Here is a 26,173-nt window from a genome sequence, read left to right as displayed (position 1 = left end):
TATGCCAGCGTTTTTAGGATTGCCTTTGCTTGCACGCTTTATTGGGTGGCTTGCGGGGGTCTTAATCGGTTATTTTGCAAGGTTCCTTACTTTAGGTATTGCACGTATCGCACTTGCAATAACACTTTTTCTGGCCTTAATCGTGGGGCTCAATCAATTACTGGTCTCTTATTTGTCTGATTTGGTTGCAGCATTGCCAGCAGATATATCAGATGCAATAGCTTATATCATTCCTTCGAATGCGTTGCCTTGCCTTTATGCGATTTTTTCATTGAAGGCTGCTATTTTTATATTTGATGTAAAAGACCGTATTATTGGTTATCTTGACTGGAATAAATCGTAATGGCTGTTTATGTTGTGACAGGTAAACTAGGTGCAGGTAAAACACTTGTTGCTGTTGGTAAAATACAGGATAAGATTGTTTCCGGCTGTAAGGTAGCAACGAATCTTGACTTACGCATACATAAGTTACCTCGCGTCGGTATTTTTGCCAAAACGCCTAATGTAGTTCGTATACCCGACAAACCTTCACTGGATGATTTATTATCCATAGGGAAGGGTAATGATAGTTATGATGAAAATAAAAACGGCTTGCTCGTACTCGATGAATGCGGGACATGGTTCAATTCTCGTTCTTGGGCTGATAAAGAACGCCAGGCAGTTATTAACTGGTTTTTACATGCCCGTAAACTTGGGTGGGATATTATTTTTCTCATTCAGGATTTATCAATCATGGATAAACAAGCCCGCGTTGCTCTGGCGGAGCATGTTGTTTATTGCCGCCGTCTGGATAAAATCACAATTCCGTTTATAGGTGCAATTTATAGCCTTATGACGGGGAGTAAATTACCTCTGCCAAAAGTGCATGTTGGTATCGTTAAATATGGTGATTCGCCTCAGTCGATGACAGTAGAACGCTGGACATACACCGGGCGTGACCTCTATCAGGCGTATGACACTAAGCAAGCATTTTCAGATAGTTATGAGCATTCATCGTATTCATATTTACCGCCTTTTTTATCACATGGGCGCTACGCCACAAAAAGAGATTCAAGGTTTTATATGACACTTACTAAGATTTATTTCAGGAAGTACTCGAGGGTTCTTTGTTTTATTTTTGGCGTGCTTCTCGCATTTTTATATTCATTTATTACTCGCGCCGACACACCTGTAATTATCGAGCAACAGGCATCTCAACAGGTTAATACTCAAAAGTACAACATCTCAGAATTTAAAATTATCTCGTCATATCGACTTTTGAATAAAGTCAGTTTTGTGTTTATGGATTCAAAAAAGAATAAATATACATCTGAGGATTTAAAGAAAGACGGTTATAAAATGGTTTTCATCGATTTGTGTAATGTGGATTTTGTTAAAGGTGGTAAACATGAAAAAGTTACTTGCTAGTATTTTATTGTTTTTGACATTTACAGTTCATGCAATACCTGTTGAGCTTAACAATGTACCGTTGCGGGAGTTTGTATCATGGTATTCTAAAGTTTCTGGTCAGCCAGTTATTGTGTCGCCTGATGTGAAAGGGGAAGTGACTGTTTATTCTGCTGATGTTAAAAGAGAAGAATTACCACAGTTCTTTGTTTCTGTACTTCGTGCAAATGGTTACGATTTAAGTAATGGTAATCCGGGCGTTGTTCAGAAGTACAGTTCACGTAATTATGAATATGCCGATTCATTCTCGGATGATGTTGATTATATCCCTCAGGATTCTTCATCTTCTCCTGCTGGCGATTTCTTCAATCCAGGAAAAACTCAGGCAAGCCTGATTACACAAACTTACCCTGTTAATAATGTAAGAGCTAAAGACCTTGCCCCGGTAATTGATGTATTCCTTAAAGGGGATAACATTGCAGGTACAAAAGTATTTCCTTTTGATGGAGCCAATATACTTGCAGTTACCGCATCTGCTTCACAGCATAAGCAATTAAAAGAATTTTTCCCTTCGGTTGATGTACCCAGAATTCAGGTTCTGGTTGAGTCAGTTATTTTTGAAACATCTGCTTCTGACGGTTTTGACTTTTCATTTGCTGCCGGTGATCCATCAGGCCATCCAGTAGCAGGGGGTGTGAATACTGACAGGCTTGGTAAGGTTCTTTCGTCTTCAGGTGGTTCATTCGGTATTTTTAATGGAAATGTTCTGGCAATGAGTCTTAAAGCGCTTGAGACTTCGAATAAATCGACATTACTTTCTATGCCTCGCATACTTACAATGTCAGGCCAGCCCGGAACATTCACCGCAGGTCAGAACGTGCCTTTTGTGACCGGACGAATCACCGGAGAAGCTGCAAGCGTTAATAATCCCTTCCAGACAATAGAACGACGTGACGTAGGGATTTCTCTGCAGGTAGTTCCTGTTGTGACACCTGCGGGATTACTCATAATGGATGTCAAAACGAACGCAGACAGTATTTCTGATTCTCAGGCAGCTTCAGACATTATTACGAATACACGTTCGATTTCGACGACCGTTCAGCTTAAATCTGGTCAGACTGTGCTTCTTGGCGGGATGGTTGATAACAGGGACAGTGAAGCTGATTCGTCAGTACCGTGGCTCTCAAAAATCCCGCTAATAGGTGCGCTCTTTACCTCCAAAAGCACCAACGCCAGCAAACGAACGCTGTACATGCTCATTCGTGCCCGTGTCGTTAATCCACTTTGAAAGCCATGATTGCCGGCGTTCTCCCTGCGCAGCGGGGAGGATGCCGGGAAGCAGGGCGAATCTTCATTTTTCAGCTACCAGCCATCGCTGGCTTTTCTGTTTTTTGATGCCGTCAGGCATGGGAGGCGCTTTGCGCCGGAAGCCCCGCAGCGAAGCGAGGACTCAGAAAGCATTATGGCGTCAGCCATAATATTCCCATCACTGCAAAGCCTGTTTTTTGCGGCCGCAGGTCATTCAGGCATCGACATGGCCAGTTGATGAAATTGATGCCTTACAGCGTGTGTGACAGAATGGCGATCGCCGGTGACAGGCTTTCACATCAACCCGGGGTGCGGTTTGTTTCTTCCTGGTATCCGGCAACAAATTCTTTCCGAACGGGTTTATCTGCGCACTGGTGCGCATAATGTACGTTATGTTAAATACGTACTGTATATGTATACAGTATTTTTTTATCGAGCACTAACCTCTCACTTTGTAAGTCTTGCATCAGGGTTAATGCTATGAATGTCCATAAGAGTTATCAAACTATCACCCACTACCATTTTGATTGGTTGACCCCAGCTGGCGACTACCCCAAGTCTGCTATTATGGTAGTTGAATGCAAGGATGGCCGGTGGATGATAGTTCAGGAGTTTGGGGAAGATTACGGTTGCTTCGAAGGTGTGCTGAAGAATGAAAGCGATCTTATCACTAAGCCTGCTTTTTATCCCGACTTGCGAAGTGCAGCTATGTCCGTTTTTGGTATGATGAAGCAAATATACCCACTGTACGATGATAATCTCTTTAATGAATTCCTCTCGGAAATTCCGGGATAGCTACTCTTCTGCAATAGTCAGCTCATTATCGCTGCAGGCGTGGCTTCATTCGGGATAGATGGAATCTTTTCTGGCTTTAATGCCATGAAACTTCAAATACGTCACCAGCTGATACGATGTTGCCTGATCCAGAAACAGATAAATGCTGACCTGTTCTGATGACTCCGTTACCCATTTGCCCTACGACCAGATTTTGCCCATCAATACGGGTCTCGATATGCCTGAACCCGTCCAGGTCCCGGGCAGCCACCACCAGTTGAAGCTTAGATCCACAAAAAATGACGACCGGCCATGCACCTTTGATAATGACTTTCCTGATTGTCTGAACCGGCCTCTCTTCTTTTTGGTAGCCGTTCGCGCGTTTCCACTCTGAATCATCTGCAGCATCAACCATTAAGTTTAAAGAGGAACTGGTATTCATGATGTTTTCCTGGGGTTACATTACGAACCGCGTGTCGTCGAAGAAAAGTAATATGCTGAATTAACAAAGCCTTCAGCCTCCCCGCTCATCTCTGAACAGGGAGGACTGGTACGGACACCGGTTAATGAAGGCTTTCTTCTTTGAGGTCGATCGCCCTGAGCGCCTGATGGAAGGCGGTATCGCTGATAGTACGGGCCTTTCGCATACGGAAAAGCTCATTACGTTGCGCGATAATGGCCTCACGTTGCATAAACTTCTCAAGCCTGGTGCGTTTCATCAGCTCCAGCCCGACGTCGGTTTGTTCATCGCTGTAGTTGTAGTGAAGCCGTCGCTGGTATGTCTCAAGGAGCATATTTCCGGCATCAGCGCGTAAGGCCTGCTCATCGGGATCAGCGACTGGCTGGCTGAGCAAATCGGTCAGTCGGTTGATGGCCGCTTCCGTCAACGCTGCTCCGATATTGCCGCTCCCGGCGTCATGAGGCAAATCCTCTCCGAGAGAGCGCGTCATGAAGGGAAGACCTACAGCAGCCACAATAAGTGATAACAGGATCACCGCCATTGAGAGAAAAATAAGCAGCTCTCTTCCCGGGAACGGTGACCCGTCATCCAGTACGGCCGGAAGTGTCAGTATCCCCGCCAGAGTGACGGAACCCTTCACACCGGCGAGAGCCATCACAGCCATCGCAGAGAACCGGGTGCGCACCGTCGTGACCTTGCCCCGCCGTTTCTGACGAAATACCGTCAGGGTTATGGACAGCCATACCCAGGCAAAACGCATCACACCAAGAGCCAGTGTGATAACCACGGCATACAGCAGTAAGTACCACGGAGATGACACTCCCGCTTGCTGTGCCACTTCCGGCAGAGTCAAAAGCATACGTGGCAACTGCTCACCCAGCATCAGGAAAATCATCCCGTTCAGCGTAGTCTGAAGCATATTCCACACGGCACCGCTTTTCATGCGTGTGGCCGGTAAACGAGGACCCGACAGCTGTTCATAGTGCATGGCGATGCCAGCAGCTACCGCAGCCAGGATCCCCGAGACATGGAATGCCTCAGCGAGAATATACGCGGCAAACGGGATAAGAAGGCTAATCAGTATCTGGATGGCCGGTTCCTCGCGTGTCCGTTTCACCAGAAAATTATTGCACTTACCGGTTACCCAGACGACCACAAGACCGCTCAGAATACCGCCGAAGGCCATCAGGAAGAATTTGGTCACCGCCTCTCCCGGGGAGAAGGTACCGGTGAGCACTGCAGCAATCGCAAAATTAAAGGCCACAAGGCCGGATGCATCGTTCAGAAGGGATTCGCCTTCGAGGATATGCGCCATTCGTGAGGGCAGCGGTGAACTGGCGGTCATAGCAGAGACGGCCACCGGATCCGTTGGAGACAGGATCGCGGCAAGCGCAAATCCGGCGGCCACCGTGATCGCCGGGATAAGCCAGTGAATAAACCAGCCAATGCCAATAATGGTGACCAGGACAAGGCCAATTGCCAGTGACAGGATGGGTTTCAGATCACTGAAAAATGCATCCTTGGGTATTCGCCAGCCATCCAGAAACAACAGCGGCGGGATGAACAACAGCAGGAAGATATGCGGTTCGAAATCAACCTGGAAGCCTCCGGCAGCAAGACCCGCCCCGGCAGCTATCTGAAGCAGGGGTAATGGAATTTTTACGGGCAACAAATGAGATATAAACACAGTAACAACTATCGCCATCATGAAAACAAGGACAATGGTGATCAGCGACATATTGCCCCTCCTCTTCCGATGGCAAACTCTTCATGCATATTGGTTCATCCTTATGGGCTGGTGGTACTCATAGTGCGCTTATTCTAGGGGCGCGGGGATCACCGGACAATATGAAATGCTGTCTTTTCTGTTAAACCCTCCCGGCAATCCGTTGAAGACAGCCCCTTACCTCTGGATTGAGTATCTGCGTTTCATAATCGGCGTTTATTTCATCGCGTACAGAATATGAAACGCATGCCTTCATCCGATATACTGACGATATTTAATGATGACTGCTGATACTGTTTCGTCAGTCATCTCTCCCCCTTCTTCTCTTCATACTTTATTTTAAGAGTAGCAAACCCATCAAACTCATTATTTTCAAGATTAAATTCACCTGCTATTAATTTCAGTCCTCCCAATGAAGAAAATGGCGGAGCTGATAATTTAATATCTTTTATAACATCAGTGTTACTTACTGCTGTATTTATATCCTTCATGGCTTTATTCAACCAAAAATGACTATCCGCCATAAGCGAAAGAACATACTGTACATCTTGCTCTCTTTCACAGATTATGTTTCTTCCATCAAACTTAACTGTCTCCTGGTTGAAGTATTCTGCCAAAAACTTCAAATGTGCATTGCTTAAAGATAAGTTTCTGTAAGCGTCTTTCATGCCGCCGTTGTACTGAGAGTCAGCCAAATGAAAAGCCTTATAGACTTCCTCATACTTGTTATGCAATCTTTTTTGTGACTTAATGCTCTTAAATAGCATGTAAGATAAGAAAATAATCATAATCATCATGCTGTTGAAAAGAATGTTATGTTCAAACATAGATATGACCTTTTTATATGTAATGTTGAGTAAAATACCTAGCTCAATCTTCATTAAAGCAACCATTAATTCACTTTTATCCCTCACATGTAAAATTCAATAAATATTAGCCTCCTTATATCAATGCCCGATTGCACCGGGGATTACGGAGCTTTAGCTAGATATCCCTGTTTTTGAAGTGCGCACGATAGCTGCACGCTATGATATTCAGCAAAGCAATTCGTATGCTGGGAAATTCTTTTATTATTCTATCTTCATTCAACCACGTACGAGATTCCAGTGCATTCGGGTTATGTCGATGGTCAAAGCGACCCTTTCTGTATATAACTAGCTCAGCCCCCCCCGTTTGCGGGTTAACCAGTATGCTGCTATAATAGCTATCACATGATAAATACCCTTCCGCATGAATAACAATTTTTCCGTTTTCAGCTTTGCACATATACGGCATAAAAATCTCAAGACCTTCACACATTTCTTCATAATTCATTTTACTCACTGGATGGCGAAATCCTATCTTTAATGGTTCACCTGGATTTTCAAGCTTCCCTGGTTCCCCTGGTTTTCCATTTTTAAGATGCAGTGAAAATGCACTGACATACCAGTAAAGTAAATTCTTACAAAACCCAGGGTAAGGTGGATTGATCAGAAGTTTTAGATCCGGACGAAATTTGGCGTTTATCTTATATTTGTATTTTAGTTCCTGCGGACATAAATATCGCTCATGATACCTGATGCTACGGGACAGTTCAGGTTTTTTCTCATACATCTCTCCCATTCTCTCATCAATTTTTATGTCCTTTCGATATGCTACATAAGCAGATAAGGATTTCAGGCTAGGGTGTATAATATCATACGTTACATTTTCGTCGTCTATTACACCGCCCCATTGAGCAATCAGAGCTCTTTCATACTGCTGCCTTAGCTCATACGTTTTCTTTACATTTAGAAATACCGTTTCAAGTATCATGCTTTTTTCGGTAATAATTTTTATAGACTGGGCATTTCGTCGTGCGCATCCTTCATCTACCCTCATCGCTTCACGTTGACAGTAATCTGCGTACATATCTTTTGTTATATTTTCTTTCGTTATGGCATCCTGCAACGTTTTAAAAATGTTTGCCACATCATTATATATGTTTTTTTTCATTTTCCATGCCGTCCTGTAATAAAGTTTTAAAATAAACTACTAAATGCTATAGTTAGTTTTACTATTTGTTCATCCTTATGGGCTGGTGGTACTCATAATGCGCTTATTCTAGGGGCGCGGGGATCACCGGACAATATGAAATGCTGTCTTTTCTGTTAAACCTTCCCGGCAATCCGTTGAAGACAGCCCCTTACCTCTGGCTTGAGTATCTGCGTTTCATAATCGGCGTTTATTTCATCGCGTACAGAATATGAAACGCATGCCTTCATACGATATACTGACGATATTTCATGATGACTGCTGATACTGTTTCGTCAGTCATCCCCTCTCTGTATTTTGTAGACACCAGATTTTCACACCCAGGTGGAAAACGGTGCGACTCATCATCTATAATAATAAAATGACTGATACCCAGATATCGGGCATTTGAAAGGCACTCCCTGTACCGGATATATTCAATATCCGGTACATCCTGAAGTGAAGGCGTAACGCCAATGATTCTGTGCCGGTATGAAACCGGGAAAAGATGCTTTAGCCCCTCTAAAGACATCGTCTCCCTCCAGCTGCTGGAGATCACTATGAGGATTTCAGGGCATTGAATTAAAATTTCTTCCAGCAGGGGCATTTTTTCAAAGGACTCATTCATTCTTCGATGTAGAACACCATCAAAATCAAGATAGAGCAGAACAGTACCTTCTGGATGAGTTCCAGTTGCTGCTTCATGCGAGGCTAAAAATTCATATGATTGAACATTTCGAACACGCCTTTTGTTTAAACTGTCGTATAACATAGCACTAAGAATGAGAATAACCACAGAGGCGGCAAACACCACCCCACTAGCAGAAAGTGAAAACAAAGCCCCTGTCATCTCTCCCCCTTCATCTCTTCATACTTGATTTTAAGAGTAGCAAACCCATCAAACTCTTTATTTTCAAGATGAAATTCATCTGCTATTAATTTCAATCCTCCCAATGAAGAAAATGGCGGAGCTGATAATTTAATATCTTTTATAACATCCGTGTTACTTACTGCTGTATTTATATCCTTCATGGCTTTATTCAACCAAAAATGACTATCCGCCATAAGCGAAAGAACATACTGTACATCTTGTTCTCTTTCACAGATTATGTTTCTTCCATCAAACTTAACTGTCTCCTGGTTGAAGTATTCTGCCAAAAACTTCAAATGTGCATTGCTTAAAGATAAGTTTCTGTAAGCGTCTTTCATGCCGCCGTTGTACTGAGAGTCAGCCAGATGAAAAGCCTTATAGACTTCCTCATACTTTTTATGCAATCTTTTTTTTGACTTAATGCTCTTAAATAGCATGTAAGATAAGATAATAATCATCATGCTGTTGAAAAGAATGTTATGTTCAAACATAGATATGACCTTCTTATAATTAATGTTGAGTAAAATACCTGGCTCAAGCTTCATTAAAGCAACCTAAGGAAGGAATATGTTTAGTTGTCTTTTGCTTTATCAATGGCCTGCTGCAAGCGATAAGAATCAGGCGCACCGGGAATAATGGTGGTAGTTTTGTTTTGCGGGTTCTTAATGTTCATGATGATGAATACCGGAGTACCACTATAATTGAGCTTATCAGCCAGCATCATATTCGCATCAAGCACATTCTGGAGCTGGTCACGTAGTTGTGCAGTCAGAAGGAAGTTACCGTGTTCGTCAAGAATATCTTTATACCCCAGCCCATGAACCAGCGTTGCCAGATTCTGCGGTGAGTAATCCTTTTTGGACTGAAGCGCTATTCCGGTCTCGTTCATTAATTTATTATGAAACTCATAATATTTATCCTGACCGTATGTCCGAAAAATATAAAGACCAATTTTTGCGCCCATACCTGAAATCGGAGTACGGTCTGCGAAAATAGTGAAGTCTTTAAAGAACGTTCGCACATTTTTGTTCGCGCTAATGGCCTTTTCAAGAACCGGGCTGGATTGCTGGCAGAAGTGGCACATGTAATCAAAAAACTCGATCACGGCGACATCCGCATTATCCGGACCGTAGTTTGGAGTGTAGGTTGATTCCAGGAGAACGTCTTTAGTATTCACTACATTAGACATTTTCTCACCATCGCGGTTAGACTCCAGGCGTTTACCCGCTTCCACCAGGTTTTCAGGGTGGTCGATCAAATATTGCGCCGCAGTCTTTCCAATCAGCTCTTTGTCCTGTTCTGTCAGAACTAAACCGGCTGACTGATTCGCCTGAGGCTCTCTGATTAGCCGATTAAACTGCTCGATCATGCGTTCGTTAGCAGGTTCTTTAGCCGATTGATTCGATTTAAACAGGTCACTGGCAGGCCCCCAGACAACTGAGCCAGCTACAAAGCCACAAAGGGCCAGACCAATATTAATCAGCATACGTTGATTAGGATTTTGCTTCTTTTCCATGGTTTTTCCCCGGAAGTCATTTTATGATTTTGTAAATGCAACTGATGTATATGAAAGAACACTTATTGACCGGCCATTCGGCGACTGCTTTCTGACTCGAATGGATCATCATGACTTACCTTCTTTACAGTCATGATTTCAGAAACATTACCCAGCACCCCGTTATTTATCATTAATTTCAACATACCGTAGTTTACTGAACCTAATAAAAAACCTCCCAACACGAGGGCAGAACAAATGATGACACGATGATTTTTTCGTTTATTTATCATGCTAAACCTCCTGTATTCATCTAACGATCAAAAGAAATACATCTGAAGACCAGAAATTCCATCTTACTGACTGTTTTTCCGGCTACTGCTGTCAAGTTCATCCACTGTATCCTGAATAAGCTTCTGGATATCGTTATTACCGGCCATCATGACGACTTCGTTGAATGAACCACGGATATCATGTTGTTCACCCATCATCCCGACTACACCTTCCATTACGCCATGGTTTTTCAATGCGGCAATGGAATCCGCTAACACTGAGGACTTCATAATGTCATTGCTGGTCAGCGATGAAGGCAATTCAACATCCGGAAGTGGAATATTATCTAGACTATCTTTTGTTTGTGAATAGGCAAATATGCCGCCGATGATACCCACATAGACCAACGTTCTGATTAATCCCATGTCGGACTCCGTATTATGCGCTGTAGATTTTAATCGGGCTTAACACCCGGTTCATTTGTACCGGCGACGATTTATCTTTATGCCCGGATACTGAGGATTTCAGCTCGGTCTGAATTGTCTTACCGGTAGTGTTTACATCATCAAACACCCGGCCCATAGCACTCTTCGACGGAGTCTCCGCAGCATCAAGCAGCAGGATCGGTTTTTCGGTACCATCGACATCAACAAAAGTAACTTTGCAGCCACTCTGACCACACAAACTGGACTGGGCTGAAAATGACACAACCACCACCGCTGCAATTGCCATAAATTTCTTCATTGTCTCTCCCGGAGAGCTATTTTTTCTGATTGGCCGTCTTCAGGCTGTTCAGCATCTGGTCAGGGTCACGTAACCCAGCAAATACCATCGGTTCACCTTTCAGGCTTAAACCGCTAGGCGTGCCTGAGAGCTTGAACATGTTCCCTGCATTGAACTGGTTCTGAACGGAGTCCATGCAGGCCTTTGTCGGTTGCTTATCCGGCAAGCCATCACCTTTCATGGCTTTGGTCAACGCAGCGGGTTTGTCGTCTGCACACCAGACCGATGCCATGTTCCGCGCAACCATGGAGTTCATACCGGCGCGAGGATAAGCGATGTATTTTATGGTGATCCCTTTCTCCAGATAGAATTGCAGGTCGTTATGTAATTTCTGGCAAAAGCCGCAGGTGATATCAGTAAAGACACCGATTACATATTTCTCATCCGGCGCTTTGTAGGTGATGGTATCGAGCTTCTCAATATAGGATCGCATCCCTTTGCTGATAAACTCATCTGTGGTGTTTTCCACTTCCGCACCTTTCACCTTGAATAAATTCCCGGTGAAGATGTATTCCCCGTCAGACGTGACGTAACTGGTCCCCTCTTTCGAAAAGACCGAGTAAATCCCTTCTACAGGCGACTTCTCCGCATAAAAGGCATCAATACCAACGGCCTCAATTTTGGCTTTCACATCCGCTGATAAATTAACGTCCGCATACGCCGATACGGATAACAATGTCAGGGCGACTGCAATTGGTTTAATCATGTCCTACCTCCTTAAATACTGTATCAAACCAAAAAAAATAATTTTCCGACCAGGAGGTGTTTTTACCCCCAGCTAGGAAAAAATTTTTTTGATGACGTGTAACCTGACAAAGTAACTTTTGAGGAGCGGGTTTATGACGAAACTAATATCTGGCGCTGTGCTGTTCGCAACGTTAACAGTCAATGCCAATGCAGCATTCAATCCGCCCAGGGATCGCCCTAAACCGCAAAATGTACCCGAGACGGTCAAGAATGAGTGTTTAACTGACGCCGCTCGTTTCTTCGGCATTGACCGTGACCTTGTTTTTACCCTTTTTGATAATGAAGGCGGCAAGATTGGTTCTTTTGTCCTTAATACCAACGGTACATGGGATATTGGGCCAATGCAGATAAATTCATCAAATCTGGCGGAAGTGAAATCTCATTTCCCCGCGATAAGCTGGCGTGAGCTTGCTTACGATGCTTGCGCCTCTTTTTGGGTGGGTACGTGGTGGCTGCATCGTAAAATTATTGATCGTAAGGGGAATGTGTTTGAAGGCATCGCCGACTACAACAGTAAGACCCCTCGCGTCAGAGCCAACTATATATTCAATTTTATGGTTCGATATAACCGGCGATTACAGCGAAACGGGAAAATGCAGCAACTCAATGCCTGGACAGGGATTGATCGCGTAAACCCGAAATTAGCGGAGATACCGGGTAAACTCGCGAACAACCCACCCAGATAAAAGTAACTTTTGAAGTGATGGCATCTGGTCGTCACTTCGACAGGTGACAGGGAGAGCAGAGGATGTGCTGTTTCTCTTACGCCCGCACCATCTAAAATGAAGGTGGTCGTAATCTGTCAACGCGGCCATGTCAGTAAATCCTTCATCCTGCCAGCCCATATGGTGCTACCGTTCCGGTTAACATGCGCCGTACTGTGTATTCTGGTAAAGTCGATACCGTAGTTACCTTTCCGCATTATAGTGATCAAGTTTATGAGCCGGTACGATGGCCCGTTTCAGGTGTTAACAGGCATGGCGCTTATCAGCGCCATTCCGTGGTTAAATACTCTTCCAGATACGACACTGGCGTGTTATTGACGATCACCGGTTCTTTTAGATCGCCCAGCGCCCGCGACAGTGTTGAGAAATAGGGTAGCTTCTCCCATAATCCCCGCTCCCCGATAACGTAAATTCGCTGTTTTGCCCTGCTTACCGCGACGTTCAGAAGATTGGGTGTGCCCGCTGCCCATGATTTAGCGCCGGGATTCTGTATGTTGCCTCCCAGCACGAGGATAACCACCGTAGCTTCTTTTCCCTGTGTTTTGTGTACAGTGCCCGTTTTATCCCTGCTGAACTGCAATTTCTTCGCTATATCGGCAAGTCGTTTTGCACAGTCCCGGAATGGCGAAATCAAAAACACGTTGTCAGCCGTGAGCGAATACTGATGACGCAAATCCAAAAGTAACTTTTCTACTGCCGTCCCTTCCTCTTTTACCCAGTTCCCCTCGCTGGTCCTCCCCTTCACATCCAGCCATCCACTTTCCGGGAGATTCATCTGGGTCGTTTTTTTCCCGTGGACCATCAACCCGTCATAGGCAATATCATTACTGATGCGGAACATTGGTTCATCACAGCGCCGGTGAACCCGTAACGGGCAACCTACCCAAATCTGTTCTGATTCAATGTCGGGCAGATAAGTGCCAACGTCCATTGTCTGGTCTGCCAGAATCTGTACAGAGACCTTGCCAGGCCACCAGCAGGAAGGGACCTTAAAATGTTTTGCCAGCGCCCTCTCTACAGTGGACGGAATACTGGACAGCGGAAACAGCTGTGTATCACACGGTTACACTATGAACTATGCCCTGTAAAGCCCCCTTTTTGAGTTGAGGCTCCATTCGGGTGTGTTGAAAATAGGGGGTTGGAGGTGAGGTTAAATAGTTTATAATCTAATCAATTGTGAATGAATAGAGGGCTACCCAATGATGTACGAACTGTTTGGTTTTGACCTTGCCGACTTCAAAGAGCTCTTCTATGTCTTTTGCCTGGCAGTGCTTGTTTACCGCTACATCACTGTTGGTCGTAAGCATCCGCTCTTTCGGAGTACAGCTAAATCAGAACAGAGTTCTGAAAATTCAGTAATTTCTTCCCAGGCCTCTCTCCCGGACTCGTTTAGAATTCGTCATTGGGATATGTCCGATCCGCGCTCTAATGAATACAATTACAACATGAAAAGGAATGAAGAAATCTTTAGCCCGGATGATAAGTGAATTTATAAGGCCAGCATTTGCTGTAATGCCGATCAGTTAAGGATCGGTTGATCGATCCAGTGGCTGTGTAAAAATCCGGAAATGCTCACCCTTTTCCGGATTTTTTTATGCACATTGGACAGGCTCTTGATCTGGTATCCCGTTACGATTCTCTGCGTAACCCTCTGGCTTCTCTGGGCGATTATCTTGACCCGGAACTGATTTCCCGCTGCCTTGAAGAGTCCGGCACTGTCACGTTACGCAAACGGCGCCTTCCTCTGGAAATGATGGTCTGGTGCATTGTCGGTATGGCACTTGAGCGCAAGGAGCCGCTTCATCAGATCGTTAACCGGCTGGATATCATGTTACCCGGCAATCGTCCGTTCGTTGCACCCAGCGCCGTGATCCAGGCCCGCCAGCGGCTGGGAAGCGAGGCCGTACGCCGCGTGTTCACGCAAACAGCGCAGCTCTGGCATAACGCCACGCCGCATCCGCACTGGTGCGGTCTGACCCTGCTGGCCATTGATGGTGTTTTCTGGCGAACACCGGACACGCCAGAAAATGATAAAGCTTTCCCCCGCCAGACGCATGGCGGAAACCCGGCACTTTATCCTCAGGTAAAAATGGTCTGTCAGATGGAGCTGACCAGCCATCTGCTGACGGCAGCGGCCTTCGGCACGATGAAAAACAGCGAAAATGAGCTCGCGGAGCAACTGATAGAGCAGACCGGCGATAACACCCTGACGTTAATGGATAAAGGTTATTACTCCCTGGGGCTGCTGAATGCATGGAGCCAGGCGGGAGAGCACCGCCACTGGATGATCCCGCTCAGAAAGGGTGCGCAGTACGAAGAGGTCAGAAAGCTGGGTAAGGGCGACCATCTGGTGAAGCTGAAAACCAGTCCACAGGCACGAAAAAAATGGCCGGGTCTGGGAGATGAGATGACAGCCCGGCTGTTGAGCGTGACGCGCAAAGGTAAAGTCTGCCATCTGCTGACGTCAATGACGGATGCCATGCGTTACCCCGGTGGGGAAATGGCAGATCTGTACAGCCATCGCTGGGAAATTGAACTGGGATACCGGGAGATAAAACAGACGATGCAACTGAGCAGGCTGACGCTAAGAAGTAAAAAGCCGGAGCTTGTGGAGCAGGAACTGTGGGGCGTCTTACTGGCTTATAATCTGGTGAGATATCAGATGATTAAAATGGCCGGGCATCTGAAAGGATACTGGCCGAATCAGCTGAGCTTCTCAGAATCATGTGGCATGGTCATGAGAATGTTGATGACTCTTCAGGGCGCTTCACCAGGGCGTCTCCCGGAGCTGATGCGCGATCTTGAAAGCATGGGGCAACTGGTAAAATTACCGACAAGAAGAGAAAGGGCCTTCCCGAGAGTGGTAAAGGAAAGGCCATGGAGATACCCCACGGCCCCGAAAAAGGGCCAGTCAGTTGCTTAACTGACTGGCATTACAGCATTTGCTGGCCTTTTTTATTTAAGATTTTCGATGCTTATCAAGAAACTGTTTTGCCCTATCAGATGACTCCGTTTCGCTCAGATTTCCAGGTAAGCTACCTACAAATTGGGGATACTCTGCGGCTACCTCAGGTCCATATCTAGGGTCATCAGATAAACGGCGTTGTACATTACTCATCATCTGTTGACTCTGATCTGACATCCTGTTGAATTTATCTTCCGTAATACCTGGACTGCTTTGTGCGCTAGCGATTGTCTGTTCCAGTTGAATGTTATTAGCCATATTACCTATGAGTGTTGCCTGAGAAGGCCCACTACCGATTTTCATTGAATCAGCAACATGACGATCCGAACCAGCTCCAGTTAAGAGTCGCTGCGAAACTGGTGAATTATCGACCACCTTCTCAGCCGCCGCTCCAATTTTGTTCATTATCCCTGGCGCATGCCCATTGTTATCACGTATGCCTTCACCCAGATTATAATCAGCTGTACCGGTGGCAGGACGCGCACCTGTCGTTCCCGAACCACTGACAACGGATTTAACGACATCTGATAACCCATTTTCAAATCCATTGTTTTTTCCGTCTGCGCCTAATCGAGCAACACGAGACACATCAGACGTTGTCAGATTTTCACCGGTTAAATTGTTATATGACTCGCGATAGGCTTCACTCTGGGCGAGGCTTTTCTCTCTGGCCTCGCCAGTCTGATGTCGGGCATTTTCGCTATGCAATGCCGCCTGGGTTAATGTAGCTTTAGCATCCTCTGTTTTATCTCCAGAAGGAAGGAATGATTCAGCATTTTTTGGCGGTTCTCTTGATTGCAAATTACTCATTGTTTGTTGTGTTGCTGAGTCGTAATCTACTGACTCTGCATCACCCAGTATTATAGACTGAACGCCACCGGCGATTTTTACCGGCAGGGAGTCTTTATCAGCTGTCTGAAGAGCTTTTTCGAGGGTTCCTTTTTGATTGCTCTCAGGCAATTGCTCCCGGACATTGTCAAGCGATTCTCTCTGACTTGTAGAAAGGATCCTGCCCTCATTCTCACCAGACCGATTAGCGATAAACTGTTTCGCATCATCTTCTTTGAGAGATTGTGCTGACATACCCCCGATAGTTGTACCAGGCTGTGCTTTCGCTGCGTCCTGGCGTGCGCCTAGTCCACCTGTAACCTGACTGCGCTGATTATTGAAGTTGCCTGAAATGTCGCCAGCTCCCGGTACAGCAGAAGTATCAGGGGCTTTCTGCGTTTGCTCCTGGTGGCTGGCATAGTTGCCTCCGCTACCGAGACCAACGAACTGATCCAGTTTTTCAGCTGCTGGAGCAAGAATCCCAGCATTAGCTCCCATCATACTTATCGCATTCTTAAACATTTGCGATGTTTGCTGAATGTCACCAAGATTTTGAGCCACTGTTTCACCGGAGCCCATCTTGGTCAACTCATCTGCTTTGTTAAACATTTGTTTAACAAATGCATCATTACCATTCTTAGTGTCTCCCAGTGTATTGCTACCGTTCAATGTATCCTTCATGGATTTCCATTCTGCAACTGCAGCTTCGCGGTTTCCGCCAAGTGACGCCCAAAAGTCGCCAACAGATTTCTCGGTGGCAGGTTTGCTCATCGTGTCAGACAGCACTCCTCCGTCGATGTTGAGGCTGCTGCTCATTGAAAGCTGAGAAGCCTGACCACCAGTTTTACTGAACGCATTAGTTTCAGAATTACTGATAGACTGAGCATATTGTTGCATCTGTTGCGCAACTTTCTGATAACTATCTGAATCAGTAAATCCGTTCTGAATACTGTTTGCTTCGAATTTAGCGATATCTTTGGCAAACGAACTGCCGTCTTTAAATAAGTTATTCAGACTGTCGGTATAGGCTTTTTTCTGACTATCGGTTAAACCCGAGTCATTCATAATTCGCCCTTGTATAGATGCTTGTAATCCGCCAGCTGCATTAATCATTTTTCCAAGGAGACTGCCACCGGTACCGGTACTTCCACCCTTACCTCCGCCACCTAAGCCAAGAGATATGTCAGCCCCACCTCCAAATACTGCCTGGAATGATTTAGCTTCTTTAGCATCAACGGATAATCCTACATCGCTTCCAACCCCATTGCTTAAAGCTGTACCAATATCCTGAAGCAGTTTCATTCCACCCTGAGTTGTGCTTGATCCGGTCTGTGTCCGGTTTCCCTGTGACGCGTTGGCCCAGGCTTCGTTTAAAGCCTGTGAAGCGGTCCTAGTTGATTGTCTTGTAGTCCCAATTTCATTTTTACCTGATGCAGATACAGTATCCTGAAGGGCTGAACCGAGGCCAAGCGTCGGCATCATCCTGGTCGGAGAATTCAGAAGCCCGCCTGATGACATACCGCCACCGGTTGAAGTGGCTGCGGTGTGTGTCTGGTCACCAAAGGACTGTTTACCCGCATTACCCGCCGACCACACTTCTGGTGTGACATGGCCAGTATTGGCAGGAGCATCCGGCGTGACATTTTTCAACGCTCCCATCATAGGATGAATGCTGGTGGTCAACAGGAACAGCGTCAGCATTGGCACCATGCAATACAGCGCTGAAGCTACAGACAGGTAGCTCCCGTACGTCTCCTGAATACTCCCCATATTTGCCCAGTTCATCGTGGTCTGTACACCCAGCGATGACCATGTGTCAAACTGCTGATTTAATACCATTTTTACGTATGCATTGACCATGACCGCTGTTATCGGCCACATGTTAACGAAGACTATCAGTTGAAGGTATTTTGCAGCTGAAGTTATGCCTTCACCTCCCAGGAAGAGGATCGCAATCAGGGCAAATGGTGCAACCATGTAGCTGAACATTTCTAGGAACGATATTGCAGCGCCTGAGATGTTCAGCCAGAGTTGCCCCTGACTGACCATGGCGTTGGTTCGTTTCATGCTCGCTTCGAAAAGCTGGTAGTCAGCCGCTATACCCAATGACTTGCGATACTGCAGCACACCTTTATCTATTTGGTTGAGTACAAATGCAGCAGTAGTAATATTGTGAGCCTGACCGGCACTTCCAAAAAGCGTGGTGGCTGCACCACCGATAAAATCAGTTTGTTGGCCACTATCCTCTTGCTGCGGTGCGACAAACTGATTCATCTGACCCAGATTACGCATAATAGACGCGCCCTGAGGAGAGTCGAATGCGGCTTTAACCGCCGCCCAGGCATCCGTACAGGACGCATACTGCAAACCTGTAGATGTCACCATTGGGACGCTTGCTGTCTTGAGGCTGTTGGCAGTCATTGAATCCATCACGTTCATTACAGACGCAAGATCAGTGGCATAGATTTCATTTAACGCCACCCCTCTTAGTGGTGTCTGAACCTCTGAGTCTTGGGTCGTTTTAATACAATCGCGTGCAATAGACTGTATGATTCTGCAGACATCAAAAGTGACAGGTTTTTCGCTTCCGCTCATCGTATTCGGGAATGCCTGACAGAACCCGCTCGACTCCCCGCCCCACTCCATATATCTGACCATTTTGGTCATAGGGCCCAGTGTCAGGCTGTCATCCAGCGTGTCACTGACCTGTCCTACCGGGGTAAGCGGGTCAAACGCTGCCCGCCAGTCTGTAATCAGGCCATGTAATAACCCGGTAGTGAGCTCGCCCGAGGCAGCAATAAATAGCGGGACATCATCGATATTTCTGACCTCGCCTGTTTTCACCGATTCCAGCGTGACATCGGCTTTAATGACGGCAATGGAATAGAACAACAGGCCCATTATCCATGAGAATATTGGGACATCCGTTTTATTCGGAGCCAGTACCCACTTCATTGATTTATAGAAGAGTCCAATAGTGGCAGCATAAGCAGCAAATCTGATCCATTCATTGGAACCATGAGAGGAAAAAATCAGTGCGATCCCGTTGAATGCCGTATAGACGAAATCAATCTCACTAATGGTGTATATCGTGAAATTATCCATATCAGCCCCCGTTCCCGCTATCGCCATAGGTGCGTTTTTTAATGAATGCCATATCCCAGTAGGCCAGAACCGTTTTTTCCTCAGTATTCTGGATAGACTGTACTTCTGAAGCGCTGCGGATCTGATTTCTGAAGGTCTGGTTTATTTTGTCTAGTTGGTCCTTAAACGATGTCATCGCCTCTGAAGGCAAAGTCATATTTGTCATTTTATTCTGTACACTACTCAGCAACTCTATCGTGAAATTTTTTGCCGCGATCGTGCTGATATCTTTGATGTATTGAACACCCTCAGCAGCTGACAAGGTCTGAAGCGTAGGAATGATGTTATTAACACCTAACATGCTGATAAGTTTACGTTGGTCCTGCGTCAACTCAGTGTCATTCCTGACAGCCCGCTGAACTTCGAGCAATGTCTCAATAATGGTTTCAGACAGTCCTTTGAATTGAATAGACTCCTGACGCATTTCAAGACACTGTGCTTTCCTGTTACTGCGTAAATCAGGAGTTGGGTTACAAACATTTAACTTAACATTTCCTGTTCCTGTCCCCTTTATGAAATCAGCCGCTTTCATCGTAGGCGGGACGGGTGTTATCGCAGAATTTTCCCCATTACTATCCCAGCTGACGATAAGTGTTCCTGTAAGTGACATTATTTGTTCGGCCAATTTGTAACCTGTTAGTTCAGTCACGCCCCCTACATTTATATTGCCGTTATCAATGCTCATGAATCCCTGGTAAACAATATTACCGGCGTATTTTTCCTTAAATGCATCAGGATCTTTTGCATAGTTCTTTTTGTTTACTTCACTCGCAGGCTGACTCATGGTGCTACCAAAATCCGGGAATATACCTGATACCATGGAGTCAACAGCGCCGCCACCGAGCCCGATTTTCTCAGTAAACTCCTGAGGAGTGCCCAGTCCGTTTTGCAAAAACTCATAGGTCGCGTTACAGCTGTCTTTGGCAAATTTGTTCAGCGCAGCGAGCTTGTCCTGAATGTTCGCGATAATCGCTGCACAGTCGGCGCAGATAGCAGAAACTGCGGTGTTAAAAGCATATACCGCTGAGCCCTGTGCGATACCGCGTCCAATCTGTACAAGCTGATCACCGTTGATCATGCTGAAACTGCCGAGGAAAATATCAATACCGTTACACCCGACGCTGGCTTTCGGGAAACTGACGTTGACGAGGTTGGTATTCACCTGAGGCTGGCGGTATGAGAAGCTGCCGCCCACAGCTCCGACACGTGACGCCGTTCTGACTGAACCGGGATCAGTTGATGCAACCATACCTGTGAATATGCCTTCCATGACGTTGGCAGCATGGACCTGCTGCATTGAGTAAGCCCCAAAAAAAATGGCCGATAAAAGTAACTTTTTCAGGAAAGTTACTTTTGGAAAATTAGTAGCCACTAAAGCCCCCTTCATTTTCTGAGAAACGGGCATCTACCCGATCGGTTGTAGGCATGTCGTACTCACCGAGTTTTTTATCCATTAAGTTCTGAAGCAGATAAGGGTCCTGTTCATAGCTAACTTTGTTCACGGTCAGGACGTCTCTGTCGCCAATCGCATATTGCTTCTTAATGTCGAGCGTATTCTGGAATGTGGCCTCATCGAGGAGGTTCATTCCTCTGGCCGCAAGAATAATCGTATTTTTAAGTTCGTCTGCGGAAACAAGACCGGTACTGACACGTGTCGCCTGAGAGCCATCATTAGACATGAGATAAACAGTAGGAACTTCAGTAATGGCATACCGTTTAATCATATCCATCGTTGCCCTGCCATAGCGGGGAAATAAACCATTATGGAGAGGACGTCCGTCGATACTCACCGGCATAATGTCAACGTGATAATAATTCTGCATGAAATTAAGAATCTGGCTTTGTTCATGACAGTACTGGCAGGTGCTCTGGAAAAAGAAAAACAACCCGCCCTTCTGGAAAATGGAGGTCAGTGCTTTTTGCTGCTTATCTTCAAGACCGGCCCGGTGTGCATTTAAAGCAACTGTTTCAGTCGGCTGGCGTCTCTTTTCTGACATCATCGGATTACTGATGAAATAATCCCGGGTACGGTCAGAGAAACGGGTGGCAATATCAAGCATTAAACGTTGCGCAGTATAATAACGGGACAGGTTTTCGTCTGTCGGGTTATCCATTGCTGCATAACGGAGATTAAGCAGGTTTTCTTTCAGCCACCGGGAATCCAGCTTAAGTTCTTCATTCTTGTCCTGAGACGGCGAACCCGTTAAAGGCTGTTGCGGTTGTTCTTCTTCATCCTCAACCGGCTCTTTATCGTTATACCAGAAGAAACCTTTTTTCAGTGCCTGGCCGGAAACAAAAGGTGTATTCCCGACATACTGTGTTTCAGCCATGCTCATAGTGGAAAGCACCAGCAACGAACTAATGGCTGTTTTAAGGAAGAAAGTTTTTATGATCTGCATATGCTACCCCTCGATGGTTAGCATTATCATCCCATAAAAAAAAATTCGTTTTCTTCAATAAGGAAGGTGTTCTGTGCGAAATCTGAAATTTTTCTCACGGGCTGTTTCAGGCCGAACAATGGCGCAACATATCCGCGTCTGGCGAACCGGAGACAGACGCTGCTGGTAATGTATTAGCCTGACAGGTGAGTATTCCTGCTGACCTTCAAAGGGAAAACCGTATGGTGAATGAAGGAGTGCTTTTTCAAAGCAAAAAAAACAGGCAGGTATACAAAAATCGACCATGAACGCGAAAGCGATGACCTTTTTCTGCCTGAAAGGTCTACCCCAGGATGTGGCCGTTGATGAAATTTAAATGCAGAAAGAATGCGGTTAATCTTTCCTGACTTTGCCCGGGGATTTAAATCTGGACACTGTTTCTTCCGCCTGTATCAACAGCATCAACTGGTGAGATAAATTACAGTTTCTGGATGCAAGGATTTTCTCTATACGGGCCTTACGGTCCGGATTTTTTATCATCCGGAGAAAACGGGAAGGTCCCGAAAGATATTCGGCCAGACGAATGCTGACCGCTTCCGAACTGGCCGAAAACATGGCATCAAGTTCTTTTTCAAACCGGATCTTGCCGGATGGACAGGTGGCCCTTTTTAACGGCGTCAGCTCCTGAACGAGCTGCAAGATGCAATCAGGAAAATGGTTTTTGAGGTCATCTGTTTTTAACTCTGTATGGATGACCGGCAGGAATAAATAAGAAGCACAACGGACATTCAGGTCGGGCGAAATCGTACGCAACCGGTGATGGATCGAGTCTGAAAGATGAAAAAATCCTTGTTCATCTGAAGGCGTCGTTATTCCTGTTGATGCAAACGCGATATGACAGATAGTGCTTGCGGTGTGTAAAAGTTGATTTTCCATGAGTGATGAATGTCTTTTATTCAAAGGGAACAACGGGCTGCGAATAACGCATAATTGCTACTTTGCATTTTTTTGCGCTGCATGTCGGACAGGAGTCATATTTATCCGGCGCATGAATGAAGGGTTTTTTGCAGACCAGACAGTAGTCTTTATAATCCGCCTCACTCATCCCGTTGAGAACCTGAACTATCCTGTTAACCTGGAGCGGGTAGTATTCTGGCGAATATCCTGTCTGTATTAACAAATCAACCAGTGCATTAAAATCCATTTCTTTTGTGGATTCTGTAGGGTTTTGAGGTTCATATCCGAAAATATGTATTGCATTGTTCACAACAACGTTAGAGAGCAGCATCGCAGATTTTTCACCAAGCCACGACCCTACTCCTGATCTGGTATTCACTCCTTTGCGATACTCCAGTCTGTCAGCAACTTTACGGCCATACAAATGCGTTATCGTATATTTGTTAGCATCATATTCCAGTAACCTGATGGCTTTTGCCAGGCTATCCAGCTGGCTTACCTCACTCTTTTTTAAAACCATTATCCGTATTCTCCTTAACGTGACCCGGTACCGGGTCAGACGACCGGCTGAAAAAATGACTGCGTGTGGTTCTGAAAAGTAACTTTTTAACTAAATTCGTTCGGGGTCGTGTATTCGTTATCCTGTATGAACCATAATCACTCTGTCGCAATCCTGACTGACAGTGGTGAGTCAATATAAACCCACTGTGATACTAAAATTTCTTTAACTTCTCATACGACTCTTTCAGAGTGAACTCTACCCGTAAGTTTTCCATATTTTCTCTGGGTATAAATCCCTCAAGCAGATCAGCCAGTATCTCGTACCCCCACGCATAAACTTTGGAACCACGTCGACCGGTATCATAGGTTATAAACCGGGGAAAGAAGATCACATTCGTGACCTCAACGAATGCAGACATTTCTGTTTCAACCAACATCTGAAATGCATCATTTGACAGGGCTAAATAGGACTGGACAAAAGCAGGTTTAAATCTGGCGAGATTCCACAGATTAACGAGGAAGTTCATCTGTATAGAGACAATATTTTTCCGGAATAACTCAAGGTCGACAGGTTTGTAGACATAACTTTTCCCGCTTATTAATTCGCACGGGGCATTGGGTTTCAGCTCTGAACTGTCAAATGGTCGCCCGTATGCATCAAACTTCAGGTAATGCGAGTCATCCAGGATCAATTTGATCAACTCGCTCCATAAAACAGGTTTTCCGTTTACACGCGGAATTAACAGACTCCCGGGCCGTGCCTCTGATTGTGCAATTCGATTAAGACGAGTATCTGTAGATGGATGGAAAAAACGGCCTAGGAGGATATCGGGAATATAGCGATAATCCGACGCGAGTTCACGAGGCAACACGCTGAGCAGCTTTTGCTGACTCCGGATTAACTGTAACTCCGAACGGAGAAACGCTTTAATGACCGAGTCAGTCTGTACGTTTTGTTGTACGTCCATACGTTCTCCAGGACACTTTTGAGTCGATATCTTACTGCGCTACTTCTGCGCGTCAAAGGGGCTTTTATTATATCACAGCAACCCCGGCAGGGTGTAGAAAAAGTTATTCACAAATATTATAAAGCACTATCTGCATTTTAGTACCTCGTGTTAGATCATCGATTTTTTCACGTATATCATTAGACACTTTTATGCCAAAACTGGCGCAAACCATCATCTTTCATTGCTGCTTTTTTTAAAAAAATTCACCAATGGGAAAAAAACGTCATTTGTGAATTTTACCAAAATAGTGACCAATGGGCTGTGATTTTCCAGGTTTCGTCATGTGTGAATTTTCCCAAAATAGTCACTTATGTATAAGGGTAACTATTCCAGATTCGAAAAAAGTTACTTTTCTGGTACCCCCCCCCTCCGGAGTAAGGTTCTCTGTTCACTCAGTGGGCTCACGGTGCCCGGCTTGTAGGCGATATTCGTCTCAACACGTAAAAGTCACTTTTTTAGCCGTGGCAGTGTGCCCGCAGAAAAAAGTTAAAAAAAAATAAAATCACCCTTGTTATTCCTGAAAAATTTTTTTGAACTCCTGTAGCCTGTTTGTCTGGAGGAGTAGATATGAACCCGATAATTACCAATCATCAGGAAACCGTTATCGCGAACTCGGTACGATACATCGAGTTACTGAAGCTGGAAGCTTCAAAGGTTTTGGATGGATATTGGGCCGCCTGGAAGGCGCGAAACCAGTTGATATCACAAAACACGTATGCAAATGGCGGGAGATTTATTCCCGGCAGATACGCGCCAGTGTTACAAAAGGTCGGTTCATCGCAAAAACTGACTATTGTCTGGAAGGATTTTTCGCCCAGGTTCAAAAACAAAGTTGAACATTATGGGGTTGTTGTTAAACCGAAGCTGGGAGGCTACAGCGTTAGTTGTTTTAAAAAAGCGTTAGACTGGGAACTGGAGATGATCCAGGAGACAGAAAACAAAATTAAACCGATCCGTGAACTGCTTACGGAATGTCATCAACGAAAGCTAGCCGACATCAAAAGACTGGAAAAACTGAAGAGGTTATTATAATGGTCGACAACGTATCCCCTAAAAATGAACAGCGTAATCAACGGAACGCCGGTAACAACCGTCCTTTAGGGATGGTCATTTCAAAATTAAAGCCACTTTCCAGTGATTTTTATAATCATTTCCATGAAAAAAACAGAGCCTGCCTGCGTCAGTTCAACGCCATTTCTAATGCTATTTATAATATCTTCCGGCTGGTCGAAGGTGATCAGGCAACCAGCACCAAAGTTCAGAAATGGCTTTCCGGGGTTTATGACGAACTTTCTGGTAATGTCAATACGTACAAAGATCAGATTGACAAAAATGTCTCCAAACTCCCCATCGAAGATTCATCATTCGATGGATTTGACTATGAAGAATTTGAGATTCGCTGGAATCACCCATTAACCTATAAATTGCTGAACATTATCCAGACCATCAACGTACTGACTCGCCAGGCGCACCAGCTGTGGTTATATGGTCAGATATCTCAACAGATCCACGACCGTATTATCCTGCAACTCCTGAGCTCCCTTCGTGTCGCCATGGATAGCATCAGTAAAATACTGAACGCAGAAAATCGCGTGAATGGTAAATATGATGCATTGCCATTCATTCAAAGCATTAAGCGGTTTAAATCCGTCGAACTGTATATTGCGAGCCTCGAACCAAAACCCGATGCTGAGACGGAGCAGGCGTTAAAAAAAGAAGAAACGGTAGTCCAGAGTAAGACAGCTGATAAGGCCGAGAATACTGTCACTCCCGTTCCGGTAGTCCAGAGTAAGACAGCTGATAAAGCCGAGACTTCTGTCACTCCCGTTCAGGTTCAATAAACTCACAGG

27 protein-coding genes are annotated in these 26,173 nt (G+C 45.3%); 9 read left to right on the top strand and 18 right to left on the bottom strand.

All coding sequences use genetic code 11. The features are described from left to right. Position 1 precedes the first annotated feature (1 nt). The 4 genes from CE636_RS01760 to CE636_RS01745 all read left to right on the top strand — a co-directional run bounded on the left by CE636_RS01760 (position 2) and on the right by CE636_RS01745 (position 3,489). Positions 2 to 343 (top strand): minor coat protein, encoded by a 342-nt coding sequence (locus tag CE636_RS01760; protein WP_017898689.1) that lies wholly within the window; start codon positions 2 to 4, stop codon positions 341 to 343. Then, a complete protein-coding gene (locus tag CE636_RS01755; protein WP_017898690.1) occupies positions 343 to 1,407 on the top strand; it encodes a zonular occludens toxin domain-containing protein in 1,065 nt (354 codons plus the stop codon). The genes CE636_RS01760 and CE636_RS01755 overlap by 1 nt, the downstream gene beginning before the upstream one ends. Next, complete coding sequence (locus CE636_RS01750) at positions 1,388 to 2,674, top strand: secretin N-terminal domain-containing protein (protein ID WP_032446982.1); 1,287 nt, start codon at positions 1,388 to 1,390, stop codon at positions 2,672 to 2,674. Before CE636_RS01755 ends, CE636_RS01750 begins: the two co-directional genes overlap by 20 nt. Before the next feature lie 500 nt (positions 2,675 to 3,174). Next, complete coding sequence (locus CE636_RS01745) at positions 3,175 to 3,489, top strand: hypothetical protein (RefSeq protein ID WP_017900830.1); 315 nt, start codon at positions 3,175 to 3,177, stop codon at positions 3,487 to 3,489. 76 nt (positions 3,490 to 3,565) lie between these two features. On the opposite strand, the gene CE636_RS01740 is transcribed toward CE636_RS01745, so the two are convergent. From CE636_RS01740 to CE636_RS01690, 11 genes are all read right to left on the bottom strand, one after another. Beyond that, positions 3,566 to 3,910 carry a hypothetical protein gene (locus tag CE636_RS01740; RefSeq protein ID WP_017900829.1) on the bottom strand — a complete coding sequence of 115 codons (345 nt, stop codon included), beginning with the start codon at positions 3,908 to 3,910 and terminating at the stop codon, positions 3,566 to 3,568. A 121-nt stretch (positions 3,911 to 4,031) separates the two neighbouring features. After that, positions 4,032 to 5,666: a Na+/H+ antiporter gene (locus CE636_RS01735; RefSeq protein WP_017900828.1), complete on the bottom strand. Its 1,635-nt coding sequence runs from the start codon at positions 5,664 to 5,666 to the stop codon at positions 4,032 to 4,034. 293 nt (positions 5,667 to 5,959) lie between these two features. Next, entirely contained in the window at positions 5,960 to 6,535 is a 576-nt protein-coding gene (locus CE636_RS01730) for a hypothetical protein (RefSeq protein WP_223226691.1), read from the bottom strand. Positions 6,536 to 6,638: 103 nt separating this feature from the next. After that, positions 6,639 to 7,628, bottom strand: coding sequence for a hypothetical protein (locus tag CE636_RS01725; RefSeq protein ID WP_017901392.1), 990 nt, complete (start codon positions 7,626 to 7,628; stop codon positions 6,639 to 6,641). A gap of 265 nt (positions 7,629 to 7,893) precedes the next feature. Then, entirely contained in the window at positions 7,894 to 8,496 is a 603-nt protein-coding gene (locus CE636_RS01720; protein WP_017901393.1) for an HAD domain-containing protein, read from the bottom strand. Further along, complete coding sequence (locus CE636_RS01715) at positions 8,493 to 9,008, bottom strand: hypothetical protein (protein ID WP_087549171.1); 516 nt, start codon at positions 9,006 to 9,008, stop codon at positions 8,493 to 8,495. The genes CE636_RS01720 and CE636_RS01715 overlap by 4 nt, the downstream gene beginning before the upstream one ends. A gap of 80 nt (positions 9,009 to 9,088) precedes the next feature. Continuing rightward, positions 9,089 to 10,033, bottom strand: coding sequence for a DsbA family protein (locus CE636_RS01710; protein ID WP_017900919.1), 945 nt, complete (start codon positions 10,031 to 10,033; stop codon positions 9,089 to 9,091). 62 nt (positions 10,034 to 10,095) lie between these two features. Beyond that, entirely contained in the window at positions 10,096 to 10,305 is a 210-nt protein-coding gene (locus CE636_RS01705; protein ID WP_017900918.1) for a hypothetical protein, read from the bottom strand. Positions 10,306 to 10,368: 63 nt separating this feature from the next. Further along, positions 10,369 to 10,710 (bottom strand): hypothetical protein, encoded by a 342-nt coding sequence (locus CE636_RS01700; RefSeq protein ID WP_017900917.1) that lies wholly within the window; start codon positions 10,708 to 10,710, stop codon positions 10,369 to 10,371. Between the two features lie 13 nt (positions 10,711 to 10,723). Continuing rightward, entirely contained in the window at positions 10,724 to 11,029 is a 306-nt protein-coding gene (locus tag CE636_RS01695; RefSeq protein WP_017900916.1) for a hypothetical protein, read from the bottom strand. Between the two features lie 16 nt (positions 11,030 to 11,045). Continuing rightward, complete coding sequence (locus tag CE636_RS01690; protein ID WP_017900915.1) at positions 11,046 to 11,774, bottom strand: thioredoxin fold domain-containing protein; 729 nt, start codon at positions 11,772 to 11,774, stop codon at positions 11,046 to 11,048. A 133-nt stretch (positions 11,775 to 11,907) separates the two neighbouring features. On the opposite strand from CE636_RS01690, the gene CE636_RS01685 reads away from it, so the two are divergent. Continuing rightward, positions 11,908 to 12,501 (top strand): lytic transglycosylase domain-containing protein, encoded by a 594-nt coding sequence (locus CE636_RS01685; RefSeq protein ID WP_017900914.1) that lies wholly within the window; start codon positions 11,908 to 11,910, stop codon positions 12,499 to 12,501. Positions 12,502 to 12,802: 301 nt separating this feature from the next. Here CE636_RS01685 and CE636_RS01680 read toward each other — a convergent pair whose 3' ends face one another. After that, positions 12,803 to 13,471: a DEAD/DEAH box helicase gene (locus tag CE636_RS01680; RefSeq protein ID WP_024266297.1), complete on the bottom strand. Its 669-nt coding sequence runs from the start codon at positions 13,469 to 13,471 to the stop codon at positions 12,803 to 12,805. Between the two features lie 268 nt (positions 13,472 to 13,739). Here CE636_RS01680 and CE636_RS01675 point away from each other — a divergent pair, with 268 nt between their 5' ends. Next, the gene (locus CE636_RS01675) at positions 13,740 to 14,027 is read left to right on the top strand and encodes a hypothetical protein (protein WP_017900912.1); all 288 of its coding nucleotides are present in this window, start codon (positions 13,740 to 13,742) and stop codon (positions 14,025 to 14,027) included. A 107-nt stretch (positions 14,028 to 14,134) separates the two neighbouring features. Then, positions 14,135 to 15,463, top strand: a complete 1,329-nt coding sequence (locus tag CE636_RS01670) for an IS4 family transposase (RefSeq protein ID WP_017900911.1) — start codon at positions 14,135 to 14,137, stop codon at positions 15,461 to 15,463. Positions 15,464 to 15,499: 36 nt separating this feature from the next. On the opposite strand, the gene CE636_RS01665 is transcribed toward CE636_RS01670, so the two are convergent. From CE636_RS01665 to CE636_RS29155, 6 genes are all read right to left on the bottom strand, one after another. Continuing rightward, on the bottom strand, positions 15,500 to 19,438 hold the full coding sequence (locus CE636_RS01665; protein WP_025999309.1) for a conjugal transfer protein TraG N-terminal domain-containing protein: 3,939 nt from the start codon (positions 19,436 to 19,438) through the stop codon (positions 15,500 to 15,502). 1 nt (position 19,439) lies between these two features. After that, entirely contained in the window at positions 19,440 to 20,849 is a 1,410-nt protein-coding gene (locus CE636_RS01660; protein ID WP_017900909.1) for a conjugal transfer protein TraH, read from the bottom strand. Further along, positions 20,839 to 21,876, bottom strand: a complete 1,038-nt coding sequence (gene traF, locus CE636_RS01655; protein ID WP_017900908.1) for a conjugal transfer protein TraF — start codon at positions 21,874 to 21,876, stop codon at positions 20,839 to 20,841. The genes CE636_RS01660 and traF overlap by 11 nt, the downstream gene beginning before the upstream one ends. Before the next feature lie 372 nt (positions 21,877 to 22,248). Continuing rightward, entirely contained in the window at positions 22,249 to 22,791 is a 543-nt protein-coding gene (locus tag CE636_RS01650) for a hypothetical protein (RefSeq protein ID WP_024266295.1), read from the bottom strand. A 16-nt stretch (positions 22,792 to 22,807) separates the two neighbouring features. Continuing rightward, the gene (locus CE636_RS01645) at positions 22,808 to 23,332 is read right to left on the bottom strand and encodes a hypothetical protein (RefSeq protein WP_017900906.1); all 525 of its coding nucleotides are present in this window, start codon (positions 23,330 to 23,332) and stop codon (positions 22,808 to 22,810) included. A gap of 193 nt (positions 23,333 to 23,525) precedes the next feature. Then, on the bottom strand, positions 23,526 to 24,281 hold the full coding sequence (locus CE636_RS29155) for a hypothetical protein (RefSeq protein ID WP_017900905.1): 756 nt from the start codon (positions 24,279 to 24,281) through the stop codon (positions 23,526 to 23,528). Between the two features lie 609 nt (positions 24,282 to 24,890). Between CE636_RS29155 and mobI the strand changes: the two genes are divergently transcribed. After that, positions 24,891 to 25,355, top strand: a complete 465-nt coding sequence (gene mobI / locus CE636_RS01630) for a conjugative transfer protein MobI(A/C) (RefSeq protein ID WP_017900904.1) — start codon at positions 24,891 to 24,893, stop codon at positions 25,353 to 25,355. Beyond that, a complete protein-coding gene (locus tag CE636_RS01625; protein WP_014839910.1) occupies positions 25,355 to 26,164 on the top strand; it encodes a hypothetical protein in 810 nt (269 codons plus the stop codon). Before mobI ends, CE636_RS01625 begins: the two co-directional genes overlap by 1 nt. The last annotated feature ends 9 nt before the right edge of the window (positions 26,165 to 26,173 follow it).

This window comes from Klebsiella sp. LY (assembly GCF_004010915.1).
Lineage (GTDB): Bacteria > Pseudomonadota > Gammaproteobacteria > Enterobacterales > Enterobacteriaceae > Klebsiella > Klebsiella quasipneumoniae.
The sequence above is the reverse complement of the archived record's forward strand: the minus strand, read 5'-3'. Positions and strand labels throughout refer to the sequence as shown.